Origin of the sequence: Streptomyces sp. P9-A2, from assembly GCF_036634175.1 — a bacterium.
GTDB classification, from domain to species: domain Bacteria; phylum Actinomycetota; class Actinomycetes; order Streptomycetales; family Streptomycetaceae; genus Streptomyces; species Streptomyces pratens.
In genome coordinates, this window is the sequence record NZ_JAZIFX010000001.1 from 536,464 (window position 1) to 560,681 (window position 24,218).

General features: G+C 69.2%; 26 protein-coding genes. 16 read left to right on the forward strand and 10 right to left on the reverse strand.

The window, feature by feature from the left end; genetic code table 11:
- Nucleotides 1–239 precede the first annotated feature (239 nt).
- From V4Y04_RS02420 to V4Y04_RS02455, 8 genes are all read left to right on the forward strand, one after another.
- Nucleotides 240–1,136: a helix-turn-helix domain-containing protein gene (locus V4Y04_RS02420; RefSeq protein WP_332425495.1), complete on the forward strand. Its 897-nt coding sequence runs from the start codon at nucleotides 240–242 to the stop codon at nucleotides 1,134–1,136.
- Between the two features lie 2 nt (nucleotides 1,137–1,138).
- Entirely contained in the window at nucleotides 1,139–1,840 is a 702-nt protein-coding gene (locus V4Y04_RS02425) for a zinc finger domain-containing protein (RefSeq protein WP_332425497.1), read from the forward strand.
- A gap of 159 nt (nucleotides 1,841–1,999) precedes the next feature.
- Nucleotides 2,000–2,647, forward strand: coding sequence for a WhiB family transcriptional regulator (locus V4Y04_RS02430; RefSeq protein ID WP_332425499.1), 648 nt, complete (start codon nucleotides 2,000–2,002; stop codon nucleotides 2,645–2,647).
- Nucleotides 2,644–4,245 (forward strand): hypothetical protein, encoded by a 1,602-nt coding sequence (locus tag V4Y04_RS02435; protein ID WP_332425500.1) that lies wholly within the window; start codon nucleotides 2,644–2,646, stop codon nucleotides 4,243–4,245. Before V4Y04_RS02430 ends, V4Y04_RS02435 begins: the two co-directional genes overlap by 4 nt.
- Nucleotides 4,242–4,433 carry a hypothetical protein gene (locus tag V4Y04_RS02440; RefSeq protein WP_332425502.1) on the forward strand — a complete coding sequence of 64 codons (192 nt, stop codon included), beginning with the start codon at nucleotides 4,242–4,244 and terminating at the stop codon, nucleotides 4,431–4,433. The genes V4Y04_RS02435 and V4Y04_RS02440 overlap by 4 nt, the downstream gene beginning before the upstream one ends.
- Before the next feature lie 84 nt (nucleotides 4,434–4,517).
- Complete coding sequence (locus V4Y04_RS02445) at nucleotides 4,518–4,754, forward strand: hypothetical protein (RefSeq protein ID WP_332425504.1); 237 nt, start codon at nucleotides 4,518–4,520, stop codon at nucleotides 4,752–4,754.
- The gene (locus V4Y04_RS02450) at nucleotides 4,751–5,377 is read left to right on the forward strand and encodes a plasmid mobilization protein (RefSeq protein WP_332425505.1); all 627 of its coding nucleotides are present in this window, start codon (nucleotides 4,751–4,753) and stop codon (nucleotides 5,375–5,377) included. Before V4Y04_RS02445 ends, V4Y04_RS02450 begins: the two co-directional genes overlap by 4 nt.
- Nucleotides 5,374–7,101: a relaxase/mobilization nuclease domain-containing protein gene (locus tag V4Y04_RS02455; RefSeq protein ID WP_332425507.1), complete on the forward strand. Its 1,728-nt coding sequence runs from the start codon at nucleotides 5,374–5,376 to the stop codon at nucleotides 7,099–7,101. Before V4Y04_RS02450 ends, V4Y04_RS02455 begins: the two co-directional genes overlap by 4 nt.
- On the opposite strand, the gene V4Y04_RS02460 is transcribed toward V4Y04_RS02455, so the two are convergent.
- The 3 genes from V4Y04_RS02460 to V4Y04_RS02470 are packed head-to-tail and all read right to left on the reverse strand — an operon-like array spanning nucleotide 7,102 to nucleotide 8,827.
- Nucleotides 7,102–7,506 carry a DUF5958 family protein gene (locus V4Y04_RS02460; protein ID WP_332425508.1) on the reverse strand — a complete coding sequence of 135 codons (405 nt, stop codon included), beginning with the start codon at nucleotides 7,504–7,506 and terminating at the stop codon, nucleotides 7,102–7,104.
- Entirely contained in the window at nucleotides 7,503–8,159 is a 657-nt protein-coding gene (locus V4Y04_RS02465; RefSeq protein WP_332425509.1) for a Fic family protein, read from the reverse strand. The genes V4Y04_RS02460 and V4Y04_RS02465 overlap by 4 nt, the downstream gene beginning before the upstream one ends.
- Entirely contained in the window at nucleotides 8,156–8,827 is a 672-nt protein-coding gene (locus tag V4Y04_RS02470) for a hypothetical protein (RefSeq protein ID WP_332425510.1), read from the reverse strand. The genes V4Y04_RS02465 and V4Y04_RS02470 overlap by 4 nt, the downstream gene beginning before the upstream one ends.
- Before the next feature lie 329 nt (nucleotides 8,828–9,156).
- Here V4Y04_RS02470 and V4Y04_RS02475 point away from each other — a divergent pair, with 329 nt between their 5' ends.
- Nucleotides 9,157–9,633 (forward strand): hypothetical protein, encoded by a 477-nt coding sequence (locus V4Y04_RS02475; RefSeq protein ID WP_443079934.1) that lies wholly within the window; start codon nucleotides 9,157–9,159, stop codon nucleotides 9,631–9,633.
- 153 nt (nucleotides 9,634–9,786) lie between these two features.
- Here the strand turns inward: V4Y04_RS02475 and V4Y04_RS02480 are convergent, their stop codons facing one another.
- The 4 genes from V4Y04_RS02480 to V4Y04_RS02495 form a co-directional block, all read right to left on the reverse strand.
- Nucleotides 9,787–10,263, reverse strand: a complete 477-nt coding sequence (locus tag V4Y04_RS02480) for a DUF7919 family protein (RefSeq protein WP_332425511.1) — start codon at nucleotides 10,261–10,263, stop codon at nucleotides 9,787–9,789.
- A gap of 348 nt (nucleotides 10,264–10,611) precedes the next feature.
- Nucleotides 10,612–11,421, reverse strand: coding sequence for a DUF317 domain-containing protein (locus V4Y04_RS02485; protein ID WP_332432681.1), 810 nt, complete (start codon nucleotides 11,419–11,421; stop codon nucleotides 10,612–10,614).
- 27 nt (nucleotides 11,422–11,448) lie between these two features.
- Nucleotides 11,449–11,739: a hypothetical protein gene (locus V4Y04_RS02490; RefSeq protein WP_332425512.1), complete on the reverse strand. Its 291-nt coding sequence runs from the start codon at nucleotides 11,737–11,739 to the stop codon at nucleotides 11,449–11,451.
- A 100-nt stretch (nucleotides 11,740–11,839) separates the two neighbouring features.
- Nucleotides 11,840–12,193, reverse strand: coding sequence for a DUF317 domain-containing protein (locus V4Y04_RS02495; protein ID WP_332425513.1), 354 nt, complete (start codon nucleotides 12,191–12,193; stop codon nucleotides 11,840–11,842).
- 292 nt (nucleotides 12,194–12,485) lie between these two features.
- On the opposite strand from V4Y04_RS02495, the gene V4Y04_RS02500 reads away from it, so the two are divergent.
- The 5 genes from V4Y04_RS02500 to V4Y04_RS02520 all read left to right on the forward strand — a co-directional run bounded on the left by V4Y04_RS02500 (nucleotide 12,486) and on the right by V4Y04_RS02520 (nucleotide 19,365).
- Nucleotides 12,486–16,976, forward strand: a complete 4,491-nt coding sequence (locus V4Y04_RS02500; protein ID WP_332425515.1) for an AAA family ATPase — start codon at nucleotides 12,486–12,488, stop codon at nucleotides 16,974–16,976.
- Nucleotides 16,973–17,425 carry a hypothetical protein gene (locus tag V4Y04_RS02505; protein ID WP_332425516.1) on the forward strand — a complete coding sequence of 151 codons (453 nt, stop codon included), beginning with the start codon at nucleotides 16,973–16,975 and terminating at the stop codon, nucleotides 17,423–17,425. The genes V4Y04_RS02500 and V4Y04_RS02505 overlap by 4 nt, the downstream gene beginning before the upstream one ends.
- 28 nt (nucleotides 17,426–17,453) lie before the next feature.
- Complete coding sequence (locus tag V4Y04_RS02510) at nucleotides 17,454–17,837, forward strand: transposase (RefSeq protein WP_109383656.1); 384 nt, start codon at nucleotides 17,454–17,456, stop codon at nucleotides 17,835–17,837.
- Nucleotides 17,838–17,854: 17 nt separating this feature from the next.
- Complete coding sequence (locus V4Y04_RS02515; protein ID WP_332425518.1) at nucleotides 17,855–18,862, forward strand: IS3 family transposase; 1,008 nt, start codon at nucleotides 17,855–17,857, stop codon at nucleotides 18,860–18,862.
- Between the two features lie 251 nt (nucleotides 18,863–19,113).
- A complete protein-coding gene (locus tag V4Y04_RS02520) occupies nucleotides 19,114–19,365 on the forward strand; it encodes a hypothetical protein (protein ID WP_332425519.1) in 252 nt (83 codons plus the stop codon).
- A 55-nt stretch (nucleotides 19,366–19,420) separates the two neighbouring features.
- Here the strand turns inward: V4Y04_RS02520 and V4Y04_RS37640 are convergent.
- Nucleotides 19,421–20,487 (reverse strand): IS630 family transposase gene (locus V4Y04_RS37640; RefSeq protein WP_435841980.1). Its coding sequence is split into 2 segments (ribosomal slippage): nucleotides 19,421–20,001 and nucleotides 20,001–20,487, totalling 1,068 coding nucleotides; the frame shifts between segments, so codons are not numbered across the junction.
- A 196-nt stretch (nucleotides 20,488–20,683) separates the two neighbouring features.
- On the opposite strand from V4Y04_RS37640, the gene V4Y04_RS02535 reads away from it, so the two are divergent.
- Both V4Y04_RS02535 and V4Y04_RS02540 read left to right on the forward strand, forming a co-directional pair.
- Nucleotides 20,684–22,129, forward strand: a complete 1,446-nt coding sequence (locus tag V4Y04_RS02535) for an NF041680 family putative transposase (protein WP_332425521.1) — start codon at nucleotides 20,684–20,686, stop codon at nucleotides 22,127–22,129.
- 141 nt (nucleotides 22,130–22,270) lie between these two features.
- Entirely contained in the window at nucleotides 22,271–22,837 is a 567-nt protein-coding gene (locus V4Y04_RS02540) for a hypothetical protein (protein WP_332425483.1), read from the forward strand.
- On the opposite strand, the gene V4Y04_RS02545 is transcribed toward V4Y04_RS02540, so the two are convergent.
- Together V4Y04_RS02545 and V4Y04_RS02550 are read right to left on the reverse strand one after the other, a co-directional pair.
- Complete coding sequence (locus tag V4Y04_RS02545; protein ID WP_332425481.1) at nucleotides 22,755–23,585, reverse strand: IS5 family transposase; 831 nt, start codon at nucleotides 23,583–23,585, stop codon at nucleotides 22,755–22,757. The two genes, V4Y04_RS02540 and V4Y04_RS02545, sit on opposite strands and share 83 nt — an antisense overlap.
- Before the next feature lie 390 nt (nucleotides 23,586–23,975).
- On the reverse strand, nucleotides 23,976–24,185 hold the full coding sequence (locus V4Y04_RS02550; RefSeq protein ID WP_332425522.1) for a hypothetical protein: 210 nt from the start codon (nucleotides 24,183–24,185) through the stop codon (nucleotides 23,976–23,978).
- Nucleotides 24,186–24,218: the final 33 nt, after the last annotated feature.

Consider the following 24,218-nt stretch of genomic DNA (forward strand, 5'->3'; position numbering starts at 1 on the left):
GCAGACCGCCCCGGCAAGGGCGGAGATCGCCACCATCACCACGCTGATCCCTTCCACCGGGCGTCTCAGCGTGGCAATACCAAAGGAGATTCTTGCATGCGCTCCGTCCTGCGCAAAAGGCCCAGCGGCCTGGCCTGCTCGCTAGCCTCCAGCTTCCCCGGCTCCACCCGCCGGCGGCGGGAACACGTCCCGGCCACCGGGCCTATGCAGCCTTTCCGCCCGATGATCGGGAGCGGCCGGTGAGCGTCGACGCCCGCGAATGGGTGTGGGAGCACAGCTCCAGCCGTGGGACCGCGCGCTTGGTCCTGCTGTCGATCGCCGACCGCGTACCGGACGAGCAGTGCGTCGCCTGGGCCTCACTCTCCAGCCTGGTCGAGCGCACGAACGCGAGCCGGACCGCGGTACGCGACGCGCTCACGTCACTCGTCCAGAGCGGCGAGCTGAAGGTGCTGGACCATCTGCAGGGCCCACAGCGCACCACGGCCTACCGCCTGCCACGCGCCGCCGCGTGGCTGGCCAAGGTCGCGGCAGCCACACGGGAGGACCCGGACGCGTACGTCGAGCCGCCGACCGAGTCGGACCCGGTGCCCGAGCTGGACGAGATACGGCTTCGGCGGCACGGGATCTGGCCCAAGGAGGGGAAGGAATCCGCCCCCTCCCGCCGGAGTTCGACCGGTGCGGAATCCGGCCCCTCGCGACGGAATCCGACCCCCCGACGTACCGGATTCCGCACCCCGCAAGGTACGGAATCCAACCCCCAGAACCGTAGAGAACCGAAGGTGAACCGTAAAGGCAGCAGTAGTGGTGCTGCCCTCACCCCGGCCGGCGAGTGGCAGGTCGACCCAGCCACCGAAGCCTGGGCCCACGAGCAGGGGCACTTCGCCCGCCTCGGCGAGGACGGCCTGCGTGCCGCCGACGCGAAGTGGCGTGCCCACCGGGCCGACTGGAAGCCCCGCTCGGCGGGCGCCTGGGCTGCCGACTGGCGCTCCTGGATCGCCCGGGAACACGTCCTCGGCCGCCCGAACCTCTACGCCCTGCCCGGCAGCGGCCTCGCCCCCGCAGGCGGCATGACCCGCGCGGAAGCCCACACCGCCGCCCTCCTCGCCGCCCTCGACGAGCCGACCGAAGCGGAGTAGCCATGGACCGCCGTGAAATTGCCGCCCTGCTGGCCTACATCGGCCGACTCGACCCCCGCACCATCCGCACCGACCAGGGCGAGGCCCGCGACCAGCTCGCCCAGTGGCACGAGCTGCTCGGCGACGTCCCCCTGGCCACACCGCACGGTTGGGACGCCCGCATCGCAGCCCGCCAACACATCCGGGTCTCGCCGTACCAGATCCTGCCCGCGGACATCGCCCGCCCGTGGGAGAGCTACCGACGCGACCGGCTCCAGCGGCACACCGACCCCACCCCGTCTGTGGACCCGGACGACCAGGCGGCCTGGACCGCCGAGCTGGTCGGCACCCGTCGCGCCGTCGCCACCGGCCACGCACAACCCGTGCATCACCGACAGCTCGCCGGGCGCCGCATCGACCCGAGGCTGGAAGCACGGCTGAAGGAAGTCGGCTCCTGCATCCCCCCGCAGGCCCGAGCCGCGCTGGCGCCCTTCCGGCCCGCCCGTGCGGCACGAGAGGCGGCCATCGCCCAGGGCGAGCCTGACGCACTCTCGGTCCGCTGCGAATGGTGCGAGGCCGCGGTCGGCGAGCCATGCCGCCGCCGGCGGGTCGCCCCCGACGGCTTCGCACGCGGCAACGCCACGCGGACCGACCCTCACCACTGCCGCCGGAACCTCGCCGCCGCAAAACAGGCGCGGGATACCACCCAGTCGGCGATGGCCTGACCGGCTCACCACCGGCACTCCCTGTCCGCTGCCCCGGCAACACCACCACCTCGTCCCGCACCGGCTGCGGCGCCGCCCCACGCCGCAGCCGACCCCCGACGCCGCGTCCGTCCTCCGCCGGCTCCAACCAGCCGACGCGGCAGCACATCGGAGACCACCTTGCGCCACATCACCACCCACACCTCGCCGACCAGCGGCCTGCGCGGCATCGGCGACACCAGCTGGCACACCCACAGCGTGTGCCACGGCATGAACCCCGAGGACGCCGACGCCACCTTCTTCCCGCTCCCCCGGGACTACGAAGCCATCGCCGAGGCGAAGGAACTGTGCGGCCTGTGTCCGGTCCGCCGCGACTGCCTCAACTACGCCCTGGAGAACACCCTCAAGGAAGGGATCTGGGGCGGGCTGACCGAGGCGGAGCGGCGCCCCTGGCACGACGGGCTGCCTCAACGCCTCGACTACGGACGCGTGATCGCCTTCTTCAACGGACGCGACGTACACCTGACCGGGGCCGAGCGCCAGGTCGTCATCGACCACGCCTACGTCCGGGGCTGGCGCCCCGACCGGCTCGCAGCTGCCCTGCAGATCAGCCACAAGCACGCCCGTGACCTGCTGCGGCAGGCCGCCAACAAGGTCTTCGACCGCGACCGGACCCTCGGCGTACCGAGGCGCAAGAACAAGAAGAAGGGGACGCAGACCGCCCCGCCGACCAGTCGATCCGCGTCCGCCAAGCCCAGCACGAAGCCGCCGACATGCCTACCGATGAAGCCCACCTCGGCGCACGCCTCTCCCAGAAAGGCCGCATGACCCACCCCACCGTTCTGTCCCTCGGTGTCGTCCCGGACCTGTCCCTCCTCCTCGCCATCGGCGTCCCCGTCACCGCCCTGGCGCTGGCCCTGACCGCCTGGGCGATCCGTTACCGGGGCGCCCGTCCGCAGAAACGTCTCGGCAGCCCAGCGGTCAAGGTAGCCGCGCTCGCCGCGCTCGGTTGTACCGCCTACAGCGCGGACACGAGCTGGCGGTTCGCCGCCGACTATCTCGACATGGCCGGCACCGCCGAACGCGTCGGTATGTTCGCCGCCGCCGAACTCGCCCTCTTCGCAACCGCGCTGATGGCCCGGCAGAACCTGGCCACCCAGGGGGCACCGGGGCTACCGGGCACCCTGGTGTGGGTCATCACCGGAGTGCAGGTGATCCCTGCCTACGCCGAGAGCGGTCCCGTCGGCGGCACCGTCCGCGCCTTCGTCGGACCGGTCATGGCGGCGATGCTGTGGCACCTCGCCATGGGCATCGAACTACGCGTGCGCACCCCTGGTGCCGCCTCCCACGGCCTGCTCGCCGTCCTCGGGCGTGAGGCACGCGAGCGGCTGCTTTCCCGCCTCGGCATCGCCGCACGGGACCGCGACGCCGCGCAGATCACCCGCGACCGAGCCACCGCCCGCGCGGTCGCGCTCGCCGCCCGCCTCGCCGAACGCACCCCCGAACAGCAGCAGAACTGGCGCGGCCGGCGACTCACGCGGAAGCTGTCGAAGGCCATCGGCCGGGCCTCGGTCGGAACGGACCCTGCCCAGCGCGCCGAGCTGCTCGACCAGCTCGCCGCCCGCCGGCACGCACTCTCGCTCGCCACAGTCCCCCTGCCCTCCCCTTGGTCCCCGCACCACGACAACACCACGACCATCACGGTCCCCGCACCAACCGTCTGGAGCACCACGGCCCCCGTCAACGGTCCCCGTGCCGCCTCCGAACCCGCCGGGGACCGGGGACCGGACATGGAGAGGGGACCGGTCCCCGGAGCCGGGGACCGGGAAGCGGGGACCGAGCTGGGGACCGGGGACCGTGACACGGGGGCCGGGGACCGTGACACGGGGGCCGGGGACCGCGACGGCGCGGGCACCGGGGCGGTCGAACCAGAGTCCCAAATGGACCGCATCAGCTGCGTGGGGACCGACCTCACTGCGGCGAAAGCGCCTGCTCAGGGCCCTGACCTGCGCCGGGGACCGAGTAATACCGAGTCGGGGACCGACACCACCGGGGACCGGGGACCGAGCACCCCCGACACGGGGACCGACACCACCGGGGACCGGAAGCACAAGGTGACCCTCAAGCGGAAGCCGACCACGGAGGTCAAGAGCAGGGCAGACAAGCGGAGCAGGTCCCGGAACCCGCAGACGCAGCGTCCGCCGCTCGAGCCGGAGCAGTCCGTGGAGCACCTCGTCGAACAGGTCCGCCCTCACGTACCGGCCTTGCTCGAACGGGACGGCAACGAAGCCGTGACCCGGGTCCAGCTGAGGGAGATCATCCGGCGCGAGGGCCTTAAGGGCGGCCGGAACGACCGATTGGGCCTCGCCCTCCAGCAACTGCGGAGCGAGGGCACCACCACGAAGACAAGGAGCAGCACCCGATGAAGACCTGCCCGCGGTTCATGGCCCTTCGTAAGGAGTACGAGCGGGAGATCGGTTTCCTGAACGCTCACTCCGAGCGGCATGCCGGAAAGCCAGCGGCGAAGTGCAGCGCAAAATACGCCGCGTCAACGAAGGCGCGGATGGCCCGGGCACTCAGCGGCCACGTCGGACGCTGCCCCGAGTGCGGCTGACCTGCAAACCAACAAGTCAAAGCCTCTACCACCAGCGGTGGCCCGGCCTGTGCCGGGCCACCGCCCCCGCTCCAGGAGGTCCCCATGGTGCCCCTTCCCACCCGCACGTCCAACCCAACGGTCGCCGAGACCGACGCCTGGGCGGACGTCTTGGTCCGACGGCGGCTTCTGCACGCCGCAGTTCCCGTCCCGAGCAGCCAGTGGCTCGTCCAGCACGAGGCCGCCGGGCCCGTACGCGTCTTCGCAGGGCCGGCCGACGTCGTCGACCTGGCCGCCGCAATCCAGCTCCGCACCCGCTCACCGAGGCCCGATACCCGATGACAACCCCGCACGAGAACGGCACCGCCCCAGAACCTGCCCCTGACCCCAACTCGGTCTCGAGGCGAGCAAGTTGGGGCGGAAGCGTAGCTTCCGCCGAACCCGCCCCCGAGGGGGCGGGAGAGGACCTGCACCAGGGGGCGCAGGTCCTGGAGGCTTCGACCGAGGGCGGATCGAAGCCGGGGCAGGAGGAGAAGCCGTCGCAGCACCGCAGCCACCGCGAGCGCAGTGCCCGCGCTCGCCAGCGTCCGCGTCAGCCGCGCGAGAAGAAGCGCCTGCACCAGCCCAACACGCGTTTCAACGACGAAGAGTTCGCCCTGATCAAGTCCGCCGCCGCTCGATGCAACCTGTCCGTCGCCGGGTTCCTTGCCCGTGCCGCGCTCGCAGCCGCCCGCGACCTTGACCGCACCAGCGCCGAGATCGCCGACGAGCATGAAGTGATCATCGCCCTCTTCGACAGTCGTCGCAGGCTCGGCTGGGCCGGCAGCAACCTCAACCAGGCGGTCAAGGCCCTCAACTCCGGCGCCGAGGCACCCCAGCTGGAAGCGGTGATCGCGGCTGTCCAACGTGCCGCCGAGAGTGTGCGCGAAGCCTCTGGCCGGCTGATCGAGCAGCGCGCTCCATGATCCCCAGCGTCCACAAGGCCGGCTCCCGGACGATCGGCCTGCTCGCCTACCTCTACGGCCCAGGCAAGCACGAGGAGCACACCGACCCCCACCTCGTGGCCTCCTTCGACGGCATGTCCCCCGACCCCGGCCGCGACCCGAAAGCCACCCTCAAGGACCTCCAGCAGCTCCTCGACCAACCCGTGATGGCCCTGCCCGAACACTCACGGCCGGCCAAGCACGTCTGGCACACCTCCGTGCGCGCGACCGCCGACGACCGGATCCTCACCGATGAGGAGTGGGGCGACATCGCCCGACGCATCGTGGCCGCCACCGGCATCGACCCCGGTGACGTACAGACCGGCTGCCGGTGGGCCGCCGTACGCCACGCCGAGGATCACATCCACATCGTCGCCACCCTGGTGTGCGAGGACGGCAGCCGCCCCGACGACTTCCGCTCCGGCAAGCGTGCCCAGACCGAATGCCGCCTCATCGAGAAGGAACTCGGCCTCCACCAGGTCGCACCTGGAGACGGCACCGCCGCCCAGAGACCCACCAGCGCCGAACGTCACAAAGCCGAGCGCCAAGGCCGCGAGCGCACCGCACGGGAGGAGCTACGCGAAACCGTCCGACGCGCGGTGGCCGGCGCAACCAGCGAGGAGGAATTCTTCGACCGGCTGGCCGCCGCCGGCCTCCTGATCCGCAAGCGGGTCGCCCCCTCCGGGGACCTGCTCGGCTACAAGGTCGCTCTACCCGACGACCGTAACGCCCAGGACGAGCCGGTGTTCTACCCCGGTGCGCGTCTCGCGCCGGACCTGTCCCTGCCCCGGATCCGAGAACGCTGGTCCGCCGAAAGCCACGACCAGGACGCCGTGCCGGCCGATGCGAAGGTGCGTACGGCGCCGAGCGGACCGTCCGCCACCCGTCGACGCACTGCCTCCGCGGCATGGCAGGCGGTGCACGTCATCGAGCGCGGCGGCGACGCAGTCGCCGCCGCCCACATCGCCTCGGCTGGTGAGGTCCTGGACGCGCTGGCGAAGACGTCCGCCGCGCACACCCGCCGCGAATTGCGTGACGCCGCCTTCGCGTTCGAGCGCGCCTCCCGCTCCCACGTCCGCGCCGAGCGCGGCCACGACCGGGCACTGCGACAGGCCGCCCGCGATCTCGTCCACAGCGGACCCGCCCTAGGCCGGGGCGAAGACGGCGCGACGACTGCCATGGCGATCGACATGCTGTTCTTCCTCATCACCGCCACCGTCCACTGGCATGCGAAGAAGGGCCACGCCCAGCAAGCCGCCGCTGCGCTCCGGGCCGCCGCACATCTGCGCGCCGCCTACCAGTTGGCCGCCGCCCAGCCGCTCGGCGCCCTCTACCAGCGCGGCCGGCGCCTGGGCCGCCCCCTCCTCCAGCGGCAGACAAGGGCACTGCGCGAGGCACTGCCGGAACTGGCGGAGCAGATCCTCGCCGAGCCCGGCTGGTACGCGCTCGCCGCCACCCTCGCCGATGCCGAAGCCGCCGGCCACGATCCCGCTGCCCTGCTCACCGACGCCGTCGGGCGACGGGAACTCGACACGGCCGAGTCCGTCAGCGACGTCCTGGTGTGGCGACTGCGCCGGACCGCGGACCTGCCCGCCGACACCAGCAACATGGTCGGCAACGCCCCCAAGGCAGGCCAGGCCGCACGCCGTACGGGTGTCCCGTCCCGTTTCACCTCCCCTCCCAAGCACCCCGCCCGGGCTGACTGATCAAGTGGGATCAGAGGCGAACAACCTGTGCCACCAGTGACCGCATCCGTCGGAGCACAAGCGCTCGCGGCGCCGTTCGTCGGCGATCGCAAGTACCGCGATCAGCAACCGGAACGCCTTGCGACGTTCGTCGAGAGGGGCGAGGCTGGCAATCTTCCCCAGTTGCCGGTCGATCCTGCCGCGTGTGATCAGCACCGCCGGCGTATGAGTCGGGCGCAGTCCGGCACGGCGAATGCTCTCCGGGCCGTCCTCGATGACGGCCCGGGCTTGGACACAGTGATGGCGTAGAAACCGCAGCGTCTCGGACTGCTCCTCCGAACTGAGACCGTCGAACCACTCGATGCCCTGTGCCATCGGGCGCAGCCCCTGGGCGAGTTTGTTGAGCATGACGTCGCGTCCAGTCATGACTGGCTTCCGTTGGCCAGGCGGCGCTCCGCCGCGGTGATCAGGATTCCGAGCAGCATCGCCAGATCGGCCGCGCCTTCGGCGTCGTCGGCCCAGCGGGTGGTCTGCAACGGGTGCGCCTGGTCGAGGGAGACGCCTTCGCGGGCCAGGACGAAGGCCAGCGCCAGCATGGCTGCGCGGGCGTTGCCGTCCTCGAACGGATGGAAGAAGAGGATGTCGAGGTAGGTCCGGGCGGCGCGTGATGGGAGGGGCAGGTCCGGGCGGGTGCTTTCTGCGAGGCAGTGCTCGAACCGTGCGTGCGTGTCGGGCGCGAGGCCGTAGCGCTCTCGTCCGCCTTTCGCGAAGGCCGGCATCGTGCGGAAGGCGACGGCGTTGCGGTGCAGCACGGTCCGCTGCCAGTTCGCCATGAGGGCGAAGGTCAGTTGCGCGCCCTGCTCCGCGTCGGCGAGAGCCCGGTCGAGGGCGCTCAGAACCCGCGCGGTCTCTTCGGCGTCGCGGCCGCCGCGTGTCGCGGTGAAGAAGTCCCGGAAGCCGTCAAGCGTCGGCGGTTCGACGACGGGGGGCTCCCCGTTCCAGCGCGGCCAGGAGATCTCCGTACGGATACGCAGCCAGTCGGCGAGGGCGTCGTTCTGGTGGTCGGGCCCGGAGCTCATCGGTTTCCGCCCATGGTCCGGGCGAACCGCGAGCTCACCGCCTCGACCACCGCGGCGTCTGGTGCGATCCAACTGCCGAACCGGCCACCGACCGCGCTCTCCACGATCTCTCTGGCTCGCTCCTCGTCAATTCCGTTGTAGGTGAGGAACCATTCGAGGACCTGAACGCAGTGCCCGTACCAGCCGCTTTCGGCCTGAGTGCGGTCGGCCACCACAGTGACCAGTCGCGTGCATGCCCGCTCCCAGTGCCAGGGATCTATCGAGGACGCAGCCGAGTTCGACGGCGGTGCCAGGGCGGAGAAGCGCTCCGCCAAATCCTCGAGCCAGCCACGCCATTCAAGCAGGGCCGCGACGACCAGCGGGGCGGTTGCGTCCGTCGTCGTCACGGAATCGGCGGCGCAGCACCACGTGCCGACGACCCCTCCGTCGGTGTCGCCCTCACCCACCGACCAGTTCCACCCGCAGGCCCACCGGCCGTACCGGTCCACCAGAAACTCGGTGACGGGATCCAGCGAGCGCCAACGCTTCTCCTCCGCAGCCTCGGCGTCGGGCAACAAGGGCGCGACAAGATCGGCCAAATCCCTCGCCGCATCTTCATCCAGCTCGAACGGATGCCGCAACGGATCCACTTCTGCCCAGGTCAGGGCGTGTGCCCACAGCTCAGTCACCACCCCACTCTGCCGTGCACAGCCGCTCGAACACCAACCCATTGTCGAGCGGCAGCGCCACAGCACCGGGAAGCGATCTCCATCACCTCTCTGGAATGCCTGGCCAGAGGCACTCGCGAACATCCCGAGCCCTGGTGTACGCAGCGAGCGACACCATGCCCCGGGACGAGCGGCGAACTGAACAACTTCACCCGGGACAGCGACAAGATGACGAGAGATGGGGCAACGGGCCAGCAGGCACCGCAGCGGTCCGGGTCCCGGCACAGACGAGCGTGACTGTGAAGCTTGTGAATTGAAGCAGGTCGGGGCCCAGGGCACGATCATGACGCGTGCAGGACGAGACGAGGGAGAACGTCAAGGTGTTCCAGCGGATACGCCGCCGTCGCGGAGCGGAGATCAGTGAGATGCGCCAACTCCACGAGACAATGAGGGCTCGGCTGGACGGCTTGGTGCCGTCGGAAGTGCAAGGGATACGGGTCGTGATGCAAGCCGACGAACCTGTCCCGGTGATGGACGACTTCCTCCCGCCGGAATTGCGTGTCCCGAGCCACGACCAGCTCGACGGCCGGATGATGCCCTGGCCCTGGCCGATCGTCCTCGACGGCGAGATGGTCGAGTGTGCCGCATGCGGCGCATACCGTGACTGGCTCGTCCTCTCCACCCGCGGCCAGATCTGGCTGCGCTGCCGGGCCGGCCACCAGCAGCACGAGAAGCGTCTCGACACCGCCTGGTACAACCGGCACGCCGGGCCGACGGACGCGACGCACAGCACCTTCGAGGACTGCCTGCGGCACCTCGGCCACTGACCTTCACCCCACCCCACTGGGTTCCACGGCTGGCCGGTGGACACTCGCGCACTCGGACCGATCGCCTCGGAGGCGGCAAAGCCCACGTCTTCCAGGGGACGGCCACCGTCGCCTCGCTCCGGCTCTGGCTGCGCAGGTGAGATTCGCTCGCTCCTACTCCAGCATGCGTTCGGCGTCATCCGGAACCCAGGGAAAGGGGACGTCGGGCCATCGTGCGGCAGCCCACGCGTCGAGATCGACGGCGAGGACCGCATCGATGAAGACCTGCGGTGGCCGGTAGCCGTGTGCGGTGACGTAGTGCGTGATCAGGAACGGAGCGGCGTATGCGATACCGGGCTCGCCGGGGGTCCGGACCTCCCCGTTTCCCTCCGGGGCTTTTCCCTCCGGACACAGGCCGCACTCGTGCTGCCCAAGGCAGACATTCATCCACTGGACCTTCTGGAGAGCCTTCAGCTTCTCCACGAACGCCGCAGGGACGACACCCGTGGGATATGACCTACCTGCCTCCAACCACCCGACGTTCAGACGTCTGTAGGCAGGTCGGTACCACAGCGCGTAGAACCCCGACTCCCTGTCCGTGAAGGCGTCCTCGCCCTGGTAGTCGTACTCGCTCAGATCCTCATGGAACACCCGCACATCATCGCCGTGCCCTCCAACGAACCGCGATCCATGACTGAAACGCGCCGCGGGTTGCCTCCAGCTCCCCGCCCTCGTCGACCGACACCTCGACAAGGCCCTCCTCAAGGCGCCAGGCCGCTGGCACCCCTTCCGCCCCGCTGCCCCGGCCTCGACGGCCAGAGGAGCAGCCGCATGTTCCCGCAGCCCGACTCCGCACGCGTCATACCAGGGCGCGGGCAACAGCACAAAGCTCGGCCTCCCCCAGCGGGGCAGGCCGGGCTTCACCGGTTTCGGGCGAGCGGCGGGCGGTCGGACACCGTTCCTGCCCGGGGCTCGTGCCGACCCGGGATGAATGTGCGGTCAGCCGGCCGGGGCGCGCAGAAGTCGGTGCCGGGTGCTCTCGGGCAGCACTCGGCGCAGCACCGGGGCCGTGGAGCTGAGGGTGCCAGCGAACACGGTGACGAGGTCGTGCGGCACGCTGCTGCCGAAGGACGCTGCCCACAGGCACGGCGAGCCGGGCACCGGCTCGGCCCATGCCTGCCACCCGGCCGGGCCCGCCTCGTCCGCGCCGACGGTCAGGGCGCGCGGGTCGGCGTCCTGGATGAGCGGTGGTACCTCGCCGAGGCTGATGTGCGAGGCGAAGGTCGGGTCCATCGCTCCCGTGCCGGGCCGGTCGATGTCGCGGAGCCAGCCGTGCGCGGTAACCGCGTCGAGGACCGGCTCGGGCCCGGCGAGCTGCACGGCGGGCTGATCACGGGCGTCGAGCGCAAAGAGGAAGTCGACGATCGCCTCCCCGGGAACCTCGAGGGTGAAGTAGGCGGACCACTGCGCGAGCGGGCTGCTCGTGTCCGCGCGCGCGGACACATGCCAGGCGATCGGCAGCTCCCCCAGGTGGAACGGCTCGTCCGCCAGGACCCACTGGGCCCAGCGGAGGGTGTCGGGGTTGATGTGCAGGATAATTGAGCGCAGGACCTGGCGGTCCTGCGGCGCCTCGTCCGGCTCCCGCCGTCCGCGAACGATCGTCAGGCTCGTCCAGCCAAAATCGGCGAGCGTGTCGGCGACGGCGTCGTAGAGGCGTCCATCGTCACCGGCCAGGTCACGGGGACCGACCCAGTACGCGCCCTGAGCCTTGTCCGAGTGGGACGGGTCGAACGGGAAGTCGGGGTACAGGGCGCCTCCAACGGCAATGGTGGGGATCTACTGTCCGCTGACGGTGCGGCGGGGACGGCGCGGGGGCGCCTGGACGGGAACCTGCCAGGCCAGCAGGACGGCGACCTCGGGCGGCAGATGGCCGAGCTGCGTGTCCGCGCCCCGGCCCTCAGCAAGATAGACGACCGTCTGTCCGGTCTCGTCCGTGGCCTGAACCGCCTGTTCGAGGCGGTGAGCCATCGGAAAGAACGGGTTCATCGCCTGGCGCACCGGAGCGCTGCGGTCACAGGCGGACAAGAGGTCGATGAGATCGCCGACGGTCATCTCCGTGTGTGGCACGGACAGCCTCCTTGGTTGCGGGATACCGGTGGCGGGGCAAGAGGCGCCGGTGGACGGAGAACCGCCTCCAAGGGAGTACCTCCGGCTCGCGGCTCCGGCGTCATACGCGACGGGAGGTTTCCAGCACATGCGCCACGGCCGCGGCGACAACAGCAGGCGGCGTCTCCATGTCGAAAGAGATGCTGTAGCCACGAACCGTCGCCGTACCGGTAACGGCGATCTTCCACCCCTCCCCGTCGGTGCCGGGGCGGCCGAGCGGAAACCATCCGAGGTAGAAGCGGCCGTCCTTCGAGTTGACGTGCACGTCCGCGCGGTCGTCCACGACCAGATGGAAGTCGTCGGTGGAGAACTGGTCCATGACGAGCGTGGGCTCGCCCGGACCGAGCTGCCACTCACTCAGTCGCAGGGCCTCAACGGTGGTCGAGAATCCGGGGTTCATAGGAGCCACGGTCACGGGCATTCACCTTCCTGACCTGGTATCTCGGGGAAGGTTTTCTACGTTGACATGCCCCTGCCCACCCAGCCAGGCTTTCGTGGATCTTTCCCGTCTGCCCCCGGCGAACTGCTTTCCTTTGTCATCCAATCGAGGCGTTTGACAGCAAACGCAATCCTCTGGGCTTTTCTAACAGAAAATCTAGTCGTGAGGGCTGACCAGCCTCGATCCCGATAGCCTGGAGACCGAAGCGTACGGGCACGGGGGGATGATGGTTCGAGCACTTCTGCTCGGGGTTGGGACCTTTGAGAGCGTGATCGAAGGTGAGTGGAGCCCCACGTCGGAGGGGTTGCTTCCGCTGCCGTCCGTTGAACCGCAGGTGCGTGAACTCGCTGAGGTGCTCTCGCGCTTCGACGGGCTGAACGTAAGTGAACCGTTGATCGACGCGGACCGGGTCAGCGTTAATGAGAGCTGGCGGCAGCTGCGACACGATTCGTTAGGCCGGCCACGTATCGTTCACTTTTCCGGTCACGGGGTCTCTCGTGGCCGGGTCTTGTACCTGCCCGTGCACGACAGCCGTCCGAGCGACCTCCCGGCGTCGGCGATCGATGTCGGCCGATGGCTGAACGAGGTCGAGCACGGCTCCGACCAATCTCCCGTCCTATTCCTGCTCGATGTTTGCGGTGCAGGGGCCGCGACGGACTACCAGCTGTTCCAGGACGTTCCCGAGGGCGACCGAAAGACCTGGGTGATTGCGGCCTGCACGGCGGACGAGAGCGCCTTCGACGCACGGTTCACCAAGGCTACAGCCCAGGTGCTGGAGCGGCTCCGCTTGGGGCACTGGGACATCTCTCCGACTCTGTCCCATGTGCCGGTGGAGGCTGTCGCCGACGAGATCGCGCGGGAGCTGGTCCGCCTCGGCGAGGGGTATCCGCAGACCGTGGTGCACTCGCCGCGCCGGGCCGCCTCGTTGGCGGTACCGGAGTTCTTCGCCAACCCGGCGTTTAGCACTGACGGGTGGCAGCGTCTTCGGAGCCGACTGCGGTTTGCAGTGCGGGAACTGGCGGCGGAGTTCGACCCCGGTCTGGATCCAGTGCATTTTCTCACCCGGGCGTCCGGCCGCCTGGACGACGCCGTTGCAATGACGGGCTGCCTCTTCACTGGGCGGACACGTGAGCTGACCCAGATTCGCTCCTGGTTGGCGAGCGACGAACCCCTGTTACTGGTGACCGGAAGCCCTGGGGCCGGAAAGTCGGCGCTGCTGGGGGTGACGGTCTTCCTGGCACACAACCAGCTCGCCGAGCTGAGTGCCGGGCTGGTTGGCCGTATTTGTGCTCAGTACCGCCCAAAGCGTCGGTACCCGACTCTTGTCGCGGTCCATGCCCGGCACCGGAGCACGGACGAGGTGATCGCATCGATCATAGTTCAGCTGTCTCCCGAGGACGCTGAGCCGGCCGTCGTTAGCAGTGAGCAAGCTCTGGACGACCTCAAACGCATCGCCCGGGACATGCCGGAACCGGTGGTACTCATCCTCGATGCCATTGACGAAGCCCTGGAGAGCGGCCGCATCGCCCGCTATCTGCTCCCCGAGCTTCTGCGCATGCTCCGCTCTGATGGCCGCCCCGCTTTCCGGGCGCTTGTGGGAATGCGCCCGCCGAAGGTGGACGGCCACCGGTTCTGCGAGGTGCCCGGTGCCCACGCGATGGTGCTCGACCTGGACACCTCCTCCAATGCCGAGGACCTCGCGGACGACCTCACGACCTACATCGCCGACATCCTGTACAGCGCACCCGGTTACAACGGCCAGGCCCTTCGTGAGTCCGTAGCCCGTGCGGTCGCTACCGAGATCGCTCATAGCCCCGATCGCAGCACCTTCCTCGTCGCAGCACTCTTCGCCGACTTCCTGCGAACCGGTGCACCCCTGAATCCCGTGGAGGCGGTCGCCCAACTGCCGCAGAACCTGCCGCACCTGCTCGAACTGCACCTGCGGACCACGCTGGACGGCGATCCGTGGATGCGGCACTTGATGGTGGGGCTGGCACAAGCGCGGGGTCAGGGTATGCCGCTTGAGCTTGTGGCCGCAGCGGCCACTGCTGCCGCCATGGCCGCGGGTCAGGAGCTCCGCCCGCTGACCCCGGGCGAGGCCCGCGAGAAGCTGGCTACCGCCCGCTTCTATCTACGGACGAACATCGACTCGGACGGACGCCAGCTCTATCGGTTCTTCCACGAGACGATCACCGAGCACTTCCGTGACGCTGGGGCCGAACTCGACGGGCTCGCCGACACGCTGTTTAACGAGCTATTGTCGGCCGTCCCGGGGCGGTGGGCCGCTGAAGGACCTCGGTGGGACCTCGCCGCACCGTATCTGCTGCGACATCTCATGGAGCATGCCGTCGCTGTTCCGGGCGGATCTGCGGTCGACCAGTTGTTCCTAGACCCGGAGTACCTAGTCCGCGCCGACTACGCCGGCATCTGGGAGGCCGTCCACAGGACGAAGACCCCCACGGCGCGGCGGGCCGGAGTCGCGTACCGGAAGGCATTCGGCCGCTTCGACCTCGGCAGCCCCTTCGGCGAGAGCATACCGCTGGAGACGCGACGTGCCAGGCTTCAGCAGAGCCTCGTGACCTACCAGGCGGCCGGGCTCGCACGCCGCCTCTACGACGAACGGACCCCGCTCCGCACGCACTGGAGCACGGGCTTGCCTGAGGAGTCCCTGCTGTACGTCATCAGCGAGGACGAGTTGGGCGCCACCGTGTCAGCCCTCGCCCTGGGAGCCGTCGCTCGACGGCTTCTCGCCGTGTTCGGCGGCACCGATGGCTCCCTCCAAGCGTGGGACATCACACCGAGCCCTGACAGCAGCGCGGTCCAGTACTTCTCGGCTCCGAGGACAGACAAGGGCGCCATCACCCAAATGGCGATCGCGGATCTGGATGAGCGGGCAGTCATCGCCTCGGTGACTGACCAGAACGCTCTCCTGCTGTACGACCTCGCCACGGGTGCGATCGTCGCCGACACACGCCTCGACGGCGCGAGAGTCTCAGCCCTGGCGGTTGTCGGCACCGGCGACGAAACTGCTCTTGCAGTCGGTCGGGGCAGTGGCGAGATCAGCCTGGTCGGCCTGCTCGGCGAGTCGTTCGGCAGGATCTTAGACACCGTCGAAGCCGGGGGCGCCGCCATCGGTTCGTTGCTCGGCGAGGAGTCCGCAGACGGCTCCCTCGCCTTCCACTGCGTTTCCGCCGAGTCTCAGGGACATGGGCCGAGGGTGCTGCGGAATCTGGGCGAGCGGCCCGTCACCATCTCGTCGGAGGGACCGCTCCAGGAGGTGCGGATCCAGCCCACCAACGCGCGCACCCCGCTGTTCTCCCTCATCGCCTATCACCCGAGCATGTATGTGGTAAGGGTGAACGGTGAGACTGCCCACTTCGTCACGGAGGACAAAGACCGCGGGCTGACACTCGCAGACATCCGCCATGTAGACCGCTTTCAGATCGCGCTGACCGCCCATCGCGACGGCAACATGCGGGTGTGGGACCTCGACGTTTGCCCGCAGTTCGGTCACGGCCAAAACCACTGGCACCCTGCCACAATCCTCGGCACCATTCGGATCGGCGGCTCGGAACTCGTCCTCAGCGCCGAACTCGCATTTGGCGAGATCAAGGCTTGGGACCTAAGCACCGGCGCCGAGGATCATGAACTGACCGAACTGGGCGGGCTCAGCCATGCCGCCACCGTGACAGCCGACGATGCGTCCTATGTCGTCACAGTAACCACGGAGAACGAGCTCGACACCTGGAATGTCCGTGAGGACGCCCTGGAATCAACGGTCCGCCTCCCCGCTCCGGCCACCGCGCTGGCCGCTGTGCCGCAAGGAGATTCGGTGTGGGCCGTGGTCGGCGGTGCCGACGGTGATATCCACGTGTGGGACACGAGCAAGGAGTCGCCTTCCCACGTCCTCACCGGCGTTGACGGACCGGTCACGGAGCTGGTCGCGGGCGACGTCGGCAGCGAATCTCTCCTGATCAGCGTCCACAACGAACGCAGGGTCTGTCTCTGGTCCCTGGCTGACGGCACCCTGCGGCAATCGATCACGCTGGATCGGATCGGAGCGATCGCGATGCAAGGAGGACGCCTGTTCGCTGCCGAGCAATCGTCGGACGACGACCAGGTGCGGATCTGGGACCTTGTGACGGCCTCGCTCGTGGGCTCTGTCTCCGTGGCCAGCCCGCAGGTGATGACTGTCAGCCAAGTGAACGGCAGGCCGGTACTCGTGGCCGCTGTCAACGAGGCGGAGGTCCAAGCATGGGATGCCAAATCCGGCGATCCACTCGGATACCCGGCCCCAGTTCCGGATCGAGTGCACACGATCGCCCCCCACGAGAGCGGCGTGCTGGTAGGCAGCAAGGCCGGCCATGTCACGGCCCTCGGCTGGGGCTGCTCCGCAGCGGCGTCGGCACTCCGCCCAACGAGGCCGACCGTCCACGTCACCCACGTCCTGGCTTGGTTGCCGGGCGAACTGCTATGCGGCGATGCCCGCGCAGACGGATGGGAGTTGTACACCGTCGACGAATGGGAGGGAGGACTGCCGCCTTCCTTCGGCCTGGTCTACGCCCGCCCCATCACTGCGACGACGACTGAACTCCACGATGCTCTCGTCGACGTACTGACGCCCGACGGATTTGAGGTCGTGCGGCTGGAGGCACACTGGTACGAGATCAGCAAGGTCGACGGCGTGACCAACGGCGGCCCGTGGCGATTCCCGGCGTACTCCGTTCATTGTCACTCGGAGGAAGGACCAGAGCAGTGACGATCATCGCAGTGCACGGCATCGGCAACCACCTGAGCGGCCGCCCGCCGGAACAGGCGGCCACCGAACTAGCAGGACAGTGGCAACTCAAACTTCAGCATGGGTTCACTGCCGCCGGACTGGGCGCCCACCGACTCCCCGCCCTGCACGTCGCGTACTACGCTCACCACACCCACGCCGCGGAGCGGCAGGCTGCCGTGCCGGATGTACTTGCCATCGACGAACGAGAACAGTCCATCGTCATCGCCTGGGCGCTGGCCCTAGGTTCACCCACCCTCCAGGAACGGCAGGGACTGATTACTGCACCACTGCGGCAGGTCCTGTCCTGGGTTTCCCGACGCCGCAACATCCCCATCGGTACGGTCATTCGGCTCGCCGTCCAACTGGCCGGCGAGGTCCCCTCTCTGTCAGCCTTGGGTGAGACGTCCCGCTTCGGCGGGTTAGCCTGAGAGGGCACGACAGGAGAACCACCCCCTCATGACCAGCAGCAAGTCCGCCGGATCCGACCCGGCTCCCCGGCCGAAGCGCCGCACTTTCAGCCCGGAGTACAAGCTGCGGATCGTGGCCGAGTACGACGCCGCCCCGCAGAACGAGAAGGGCGCGGTCCTGCGCCGCGAGCGGCTGTACCACTCGCATGTGAAGGAGTGGCGGGCCGCGCGGGATGCCGGGGCTCTGGAGAAGCTGGTCGACCAGCGTACCGGCCCGGCGAGGCCGAAGAAGTCTGCTGCCGAGGCGGAGAACGAGAAACTGCGCCGCCAGGTGGAGCGTCTGGAGAAGGAACTGGCGCGGAACAAGGCCGCGCTGGAGGTTATGGGAAAAGCTTCCGCGCTCTTGGAAATGATCTCCGAGGGCGCGGACTGAACGCTGCCGTCACCCCGGTGGCCGATGACGCGTTCACCGGCGTCGAGGGCGTGCTGGGTGTGACTGCGGCGTGCCGGCTGACCGGCCGCTCGCGGGCCACCCACTACCGCCGGCTGCGTCCGGCGCCACCACGCCGGCCCCGCAAGCCGCAGGTCCAGCCCTCGGCCCTGACGGCCGAAGAACGGTCTGCGGTAATGGAGTTGATGAACAGCGACGAGTACGCCGAACTGGCGCCCGCGCAGATCTGGGCCCGCGAGCTGGATGCCGGGCGCTACCACTGCTCGGTCTCCACGATGTACCGGATCCTGCGCGAGAAGGGCCAGTCCGGCGAGCGCCGAAGACAGGCCACCCACCCCGCCCAGGCGGTGCCCGAGCTGGTGGCCACCGCCCCGTCGCAGGTGTTCACCTGGGACATCACCAAGGCGGCCGGACCGGCAAAGGGCATCTGGTATCACGCCTACGTCATCATCGACATCTTCAGCCGCTACATCGTCGGCCACACCGTCGAGGCCGCTGAATCGGCCGAACGGGCCGAGGAGTTGATCCGCGAGACCATCGTCCGCAACGGGATCGTGCCCGAGACCGTGCACGCCGACCGCGGCACCTCGATGACGAGCAAGAAGGTCTCCCAGCTGCTGATCGACCTCGGGGTGACAAGGTCGCACTCGCGGCCGAAGGTCTCCAACGACAACCCCTACAGCGAGGCCCAGTTCAAGACCACGAAGTACATGTCGGACTATCCCGAACGGTTCGACTCGCTGGCCCACGCCCGCGAATGGTTCGACGCCTTCATCGCGTACTACAACCACGAGCACCGGCACTCGGGCATCGGCTGGCACACACCCGCCTCCGTCCACTTCGGGACCGCCGAGGAGGTCCGCGACCAGCGCGCGGTCACCCTCGCCGAGGCATACGCCCGCCACCCCGAACGCTTCGGCCGCCGCCCCCGACCACCCGAGATACCCCAGACGGCCTGGATCAACGACCCGTCCAAGCGCCGCGAACCCGCACCACAAACCTCATAGCATCACGACCGTCTCACTGGACTTGAAATCTTCCGGTCCGCCGCTACCTCCACGTTCCGCAGGTACGGGCTGCCGCCCGATCCACCGTGGCCGAGTCGATCCGACGGGTCCGCCCCCGCGTGGTGCTGGCGCACTCCCTCGGCTCCGTCGTCGCGTACGAAGCCCTCCACGCCCACCCGGAACTAACCGTGGACTGCTTCGTAACCCTAGGTTCTCCCCTTGGCTTGCCAGGCGGGATTTTCGATCACCTGGTGCCCGCTCCCATCGCCGGTCGGGGCGCCCGGCCTGCCGGGGTCCGCTACTGGGTGAACCTCGCCGACACAGGTGACCTGGTGGCGATTCCCCGTCGGCTCGGCGACCGATTCCCCGTTGACCAGCACGCCGACACCCCGATTGGCCGTATCGACTTCCACACCTTCGGAGCGTACTTGTCCTCCCCGCTCACCGCCGCAGCAATTACTCCCTTCGTCCTCAACCCGACGATCCCGGACCAGATCGCCTGAGATTTTCGGCGGTCGGCGTCTTAGCTTGGCGTTTACTGACTTCGGCGCTTTGAGGTCACGGTGGTGACAGCCCGGTCCCGGCCATGAAGCCGTCGAGTGTCGTGGGCCGGTACTGCAGGCTCTTGAGCCGATTGCGGACCAAGGCCACGAGCCGGCCGATCGTTCCGGAGGTGAGGTTGGCCAGGCTTCCCCTGCACTGCGACCACGCCCCCTCCACCGGATTCAACTCCGGCGCATACGCGGGCAGCAGGAAGACCGTCAACCAAGTTCGTGCGGCGACCAGTTGCTGCATCGCCTTTGAGGTGTGGGTGCCCAACCGGTCCCAGACCAGGACGATCGGCGCCTTCACCAGCTGATGCGCGCTGTCGATCAGCCGGATGTAGTCGTCCTCCGACAGGCTGCGCCGCTCGCCCTTGCGGCCGCGGTGGACCCGCAGGCGGTAGCACAGCCGGGTCCGCGACCCGGGCCGCATCGCGATCAGTCCCGCCATGGAGATCCGGCCCGGGCTCCGGCGGCCGGACACCCTCACCAGCGGGGTGTGTCCGCGTCGGCCCCAGGTGCGCCTCTTGGGCGGCCGCTGCTGCTGGCCGGCCTCGTCCTCGAAGCAGATCCAGCCGTCGGCGGCCGCCCTGGTCCTTTTACCTCCGGCCAGGTGCTCTCCTTCCAGGCGGTGATCGCCGCCTCGTCGCGCTCGGCCGCCCGGCGGGCGGGCATCTGCGGGGTGAAGCCGAGCCGGCGCATCAGCCGGGTCGCCCCGGAGATGCTGTAGGAGATGTGGAACGTGCGGCCGATCAGCGTGGCGACCCGGGCTCCGGTCCACACCTGGTCCTCGTCCCAGCCGTGCGCGGCCGGCCCCTGCTCCAGCATCGCGGCCAGTTTCCCGCACAGCGCCGGGCGGAGTTTGCAGCGCTGCCCACCGGGCCCCCGGGAGGCCGGCGCCGCCGTCCCTCCGGCGGCCCAGGCGCGCCGCCACTGGTAGGCGGACTTCGGTGTCACCCGCAGCAGCTCGGCGACCTCCGGCGCACTGGCCCCGGCCGCGAACAGCTCGGCGGCCTGCAGGCGCAGCGCCTCGCGTCGCGCGCGTTCCTGGGCGGTCATTCCGCCGCTGTCTGCGTACCTCATACCTTCCGGTGTAGCGCTGTCGCCGCGTACCGCCACCCAGGCGGGCTGTCACCGGTCAGACCTCAAAGCGCCGAAGTCAGTAACGTCGCAGGTCACTCGACCTGCTGAGATCCCCGGGAAACGGCGGCACGTAACGCGGCCGTTCTTCACGCTTCGAGATGTCGAGTAACGAAGCACGAGAGAACGGCCGCTGCGTATGAGTCTCCCCGTCGACGCGCCCGCAGGCGAGGCATTGGGCGTGTTGTCCCGCTTTCGGGTCGAGTTCTACAACTGCCTCTACTCCCGCGCGGACGCGCTCTTCGAGCTCACCGATGCGGTGCTGTGCGCGGACGGGCCGGTGAAAACCCTGGTCGAGCTCTCCTTGGCGGTCGAGCACCGGCGCGGGCATGGCGCCCTGTACGCCGCCCTGGACCGGGGCTGGCTGGAGCCGACACGGTTGCGCCGCACGCTGGCCGGGCTGCCGCTGCCGAGGGCGGCCGACGGGCGCATCGTGCTCGCCGTGGACGTCAGCAACTGGCTGCGGCCCGACGCTCCCACCAGCAACGACCGGCTCTTCTGCCATGTCTACGGGCGCGGCGACCGCAGCTCGGACCAGCTGGTGCCCGGCTGGCCCTACTCCTTCGTCGCCGCCCTGGAGTCCGGCCGCACCTCCTGGGTCGCCCTGCTGGACGCGGTCCGCCTGGGCCCGGCCGACGACGCGACCATTGTCACGGCCGCCCAACTCCGCGATGTCATCGAGCGGTTGACGAGCACAGGCCACTGGAAGCCGGGCGATCCGGACATCGTGATCGTGATGGATTCCGGCTACGACGTCGCCTACCTGACCCACACTCTCGCCGACCTTCCCGTCGTGCTGGTCGGACGGCTGCGCTCGGACCGGGTCATGCTCCGTGACCCCGGCCCCGCCCGGTCGGGCCCCCGGGGCGGGCGTCCCCGCCGGCATGGCGGCGTCCTGACGTTCAAGAAGCCCGACAGCTGGCACGAGCCGGATGTCACGACCGCCACGGACACCACCCGCTACGGCACGGCCGCCGCGATGGCCTGGGACCGGATGCACCCCCGACTCACCCACCGCGGCCCCTGGCTGAACCACGCCAAGGAAGAACTCCCCATCCTGCACGGCACGTTGATCCGTCTCCAGGTCGAGCGCCTGCCCGGCGACCGCGACCCTAAACCGGTCTGGCTGTGGTGCTCGGCCACCGCCGCCACACCGGCGGGCGTGGACCGCTGGTGGCAGGTGTTCCTCCGCAGATTCGACCTGGAGCACACCTTCCGGCTGATGAAACAGACCCTCGGCTGGACTGCCCCGAAGACCCGCCACGCGGACACCGCCGACCTGTGGACCTGGCTCATCATCGCCGCCCACATCCAGCTCCGCCTCGCCCGGCCCCTCGCCGAAGACCTGCGCCACCCCTGGGAACGGCCCGCTGCACCGCGTCGGCTCACCCCCGCCCGGGTGCGGCGGGGGTTTCGCAACGTCCGCGCGACCACGGCCCGTCCGGCGGCCGCACCGAAACCGTCCCGGCCAGGGCCGGGACGGCCTGCAGGCTCGAAGAACAGGCACCGGGCCAGGCATCACGACGTCGGCAAGACCGTCAAACGCGCCGAGTCGATCAAGGAACACCAAACCCGCCCACGTTAAACGCCAAGCTCAGATAAAATCAGTGCGTTGTGGCAAAGGGAGTCCCTGTTCGATGAGCAGGGGTTTCTTCGTGTGCGGGGCATGATCGCCTTGGGGTAGGGGCAGGCAGCGGACGGCTTGTTATGGATCGAGGAGGGTGCGATGCCGTCGGTGCTGGGGTTGATGGAACAGCGTGAGGCGCGGGCGAGGCAGGATCTGGAGTCCTGGACGGAGGTCCTGGAGCAGGCTCAGGCGGAGGTGGATGCCGCGCGGGAGCGGGTCGAGCGGGCCCGGGTGGGGCGTGAGGAGCTTGTGTCGGTGCTGGCCGGGGAGAGCCCGGTGAATACGCCGGTTCCGGTGCCGTCCGGTGGTGAGATGGCTGCCGCCGTGGGATCGGGCGGCCCGGGCTCGGGGCATGGCGGGCGGCCGCCGGTGTGGCGGTCGGGCATGGGTGAGGAGGTGCTCAGCGGCCTGTATCGGGAGGTGTTCGCCGCGGTGGTGGCCGCTTCGGGGCCGGTGAACGGGGTGGAGCTGACGCGGGCGGTGGGCCGGGAGGCGGAGATCAGGAACGAGGTGGAGAAGATCCGTCACCGTGCCTATGTGCTGGAGAAGCGGGGCTGGCTGGTGCGGGCGAAGGACGGACGGTTCATGCCTGAGCCCGGAGCAGTCGGCCGGGACGCTTCTCCGGCCAGCGCGGAGCGTCTGCGGCCAGGCGCCGGGACAGTCTGATCACGGCGGCCCACCACACCATCTGGGCGTGGTGGTCGGGGCGGCGTTCGTGGTCGCGGTTGAGGCGGCGTGAGCGGGAGAGCCAGCTCAGCGTCCGCTCCACGACCCACCTGCGGGCCAGTACGACAAATCCGCGTTGTCCGTCGGAGCGGCGCACGACCTCGGTCCGGACTCCGTGACGGGCGAACGCCTTCGCCAGCGCCGGACCCTGGTAGGCACTGTCGACCCACACCAGTTTCAGCAGCCGGCCCGGCTGCTGCATGAACGTCTCCAGCAGTGCGGGGGCGGCCTTGGAGTCGTGCACATCGGCCGTGGTCACGGTCACTTCCAGGAGCAGGCCCTCGGTGTCGGTCAGGATGTGACGCTTGCGGCCGTCACGTGACTTGCCGCCGTCGTATCCGCGACTGTCCTCGCCGACGGTCTCGGAGGCGTCCACCGACTGACTGTCGATGACTCCCGCGCTGGGCTCGGCGTTGCGGCCGGCGCGCTCCCTCGCCGAACGTCGCAGGCGTTCGTAGAGTTCACGCGCATAGTCGTAGGCCCGCCAGCGGCGGAAGAAGTCGTAGACCGCCCGCCAGCAAGGGAAATCGACCGGCAGAGCCGTCCACTTCACTCCGTTGTCGACCAGGTAGCGCACCGCGTCGAGCATTGTCCGGTGGCAGTACGCCTCGGGGCGCCCGCCCCGCTTCAGGAGCCAGGCCGGCACCGGCATCGCGGCGCGGACCTCGGCCCACTCCGCATCCGTCATGTCACTCGGATAGCAGCCTGCCCGCCGTCCCGGAGCGAGCGAACCGAACCGGTGCACGTAGCAGTCACACCCAGGGGTGACCGCGGTGGACGCATGCACAGAGATACTGCTCAACTGATCAGGCAACGGGCTTCCTTGGTCGTGCTGGTGTCGTAACCGCGTCACTACCAAGGGGCCCGTTCTCTCATGCCCGCGACCGCACCCGAACCTCCGTCCAGATGATCACCCGCTGCCGCTCGAACAAGATCCGGTTTGCCACAACGCACTCAGACCCCACGGTCGACGGCTTGGCGCTGGACGGGCTTCCCCGGCACTCACGACTGACGGCGCCCACCACAGCGGGCACCCCTCTCTCGCCAGCGAAGGGGGTGCGCCAACGGATCCGTCAGTTCACAGCGCCGTCAGGACGAAGGTCAGCAGTGCCAGGCAGAGGGTGGTGCTGCCTGCGAAGGCCAGGGCACCCCGTAGCAGGGCGCTGGCGTAGGTAGCCCCGTCGATGCGAGCAAGCAGGCCGGCCGCTGCTCCTACGAGGGTGCAGAAGAGCGCGACGACTGCCAGGAGCAGAACCAGGAGCATCAGGTGGATGGGTGAGGTGTTCATGGCTTCTTCCCGGGACGGTCGACGACGGTGACT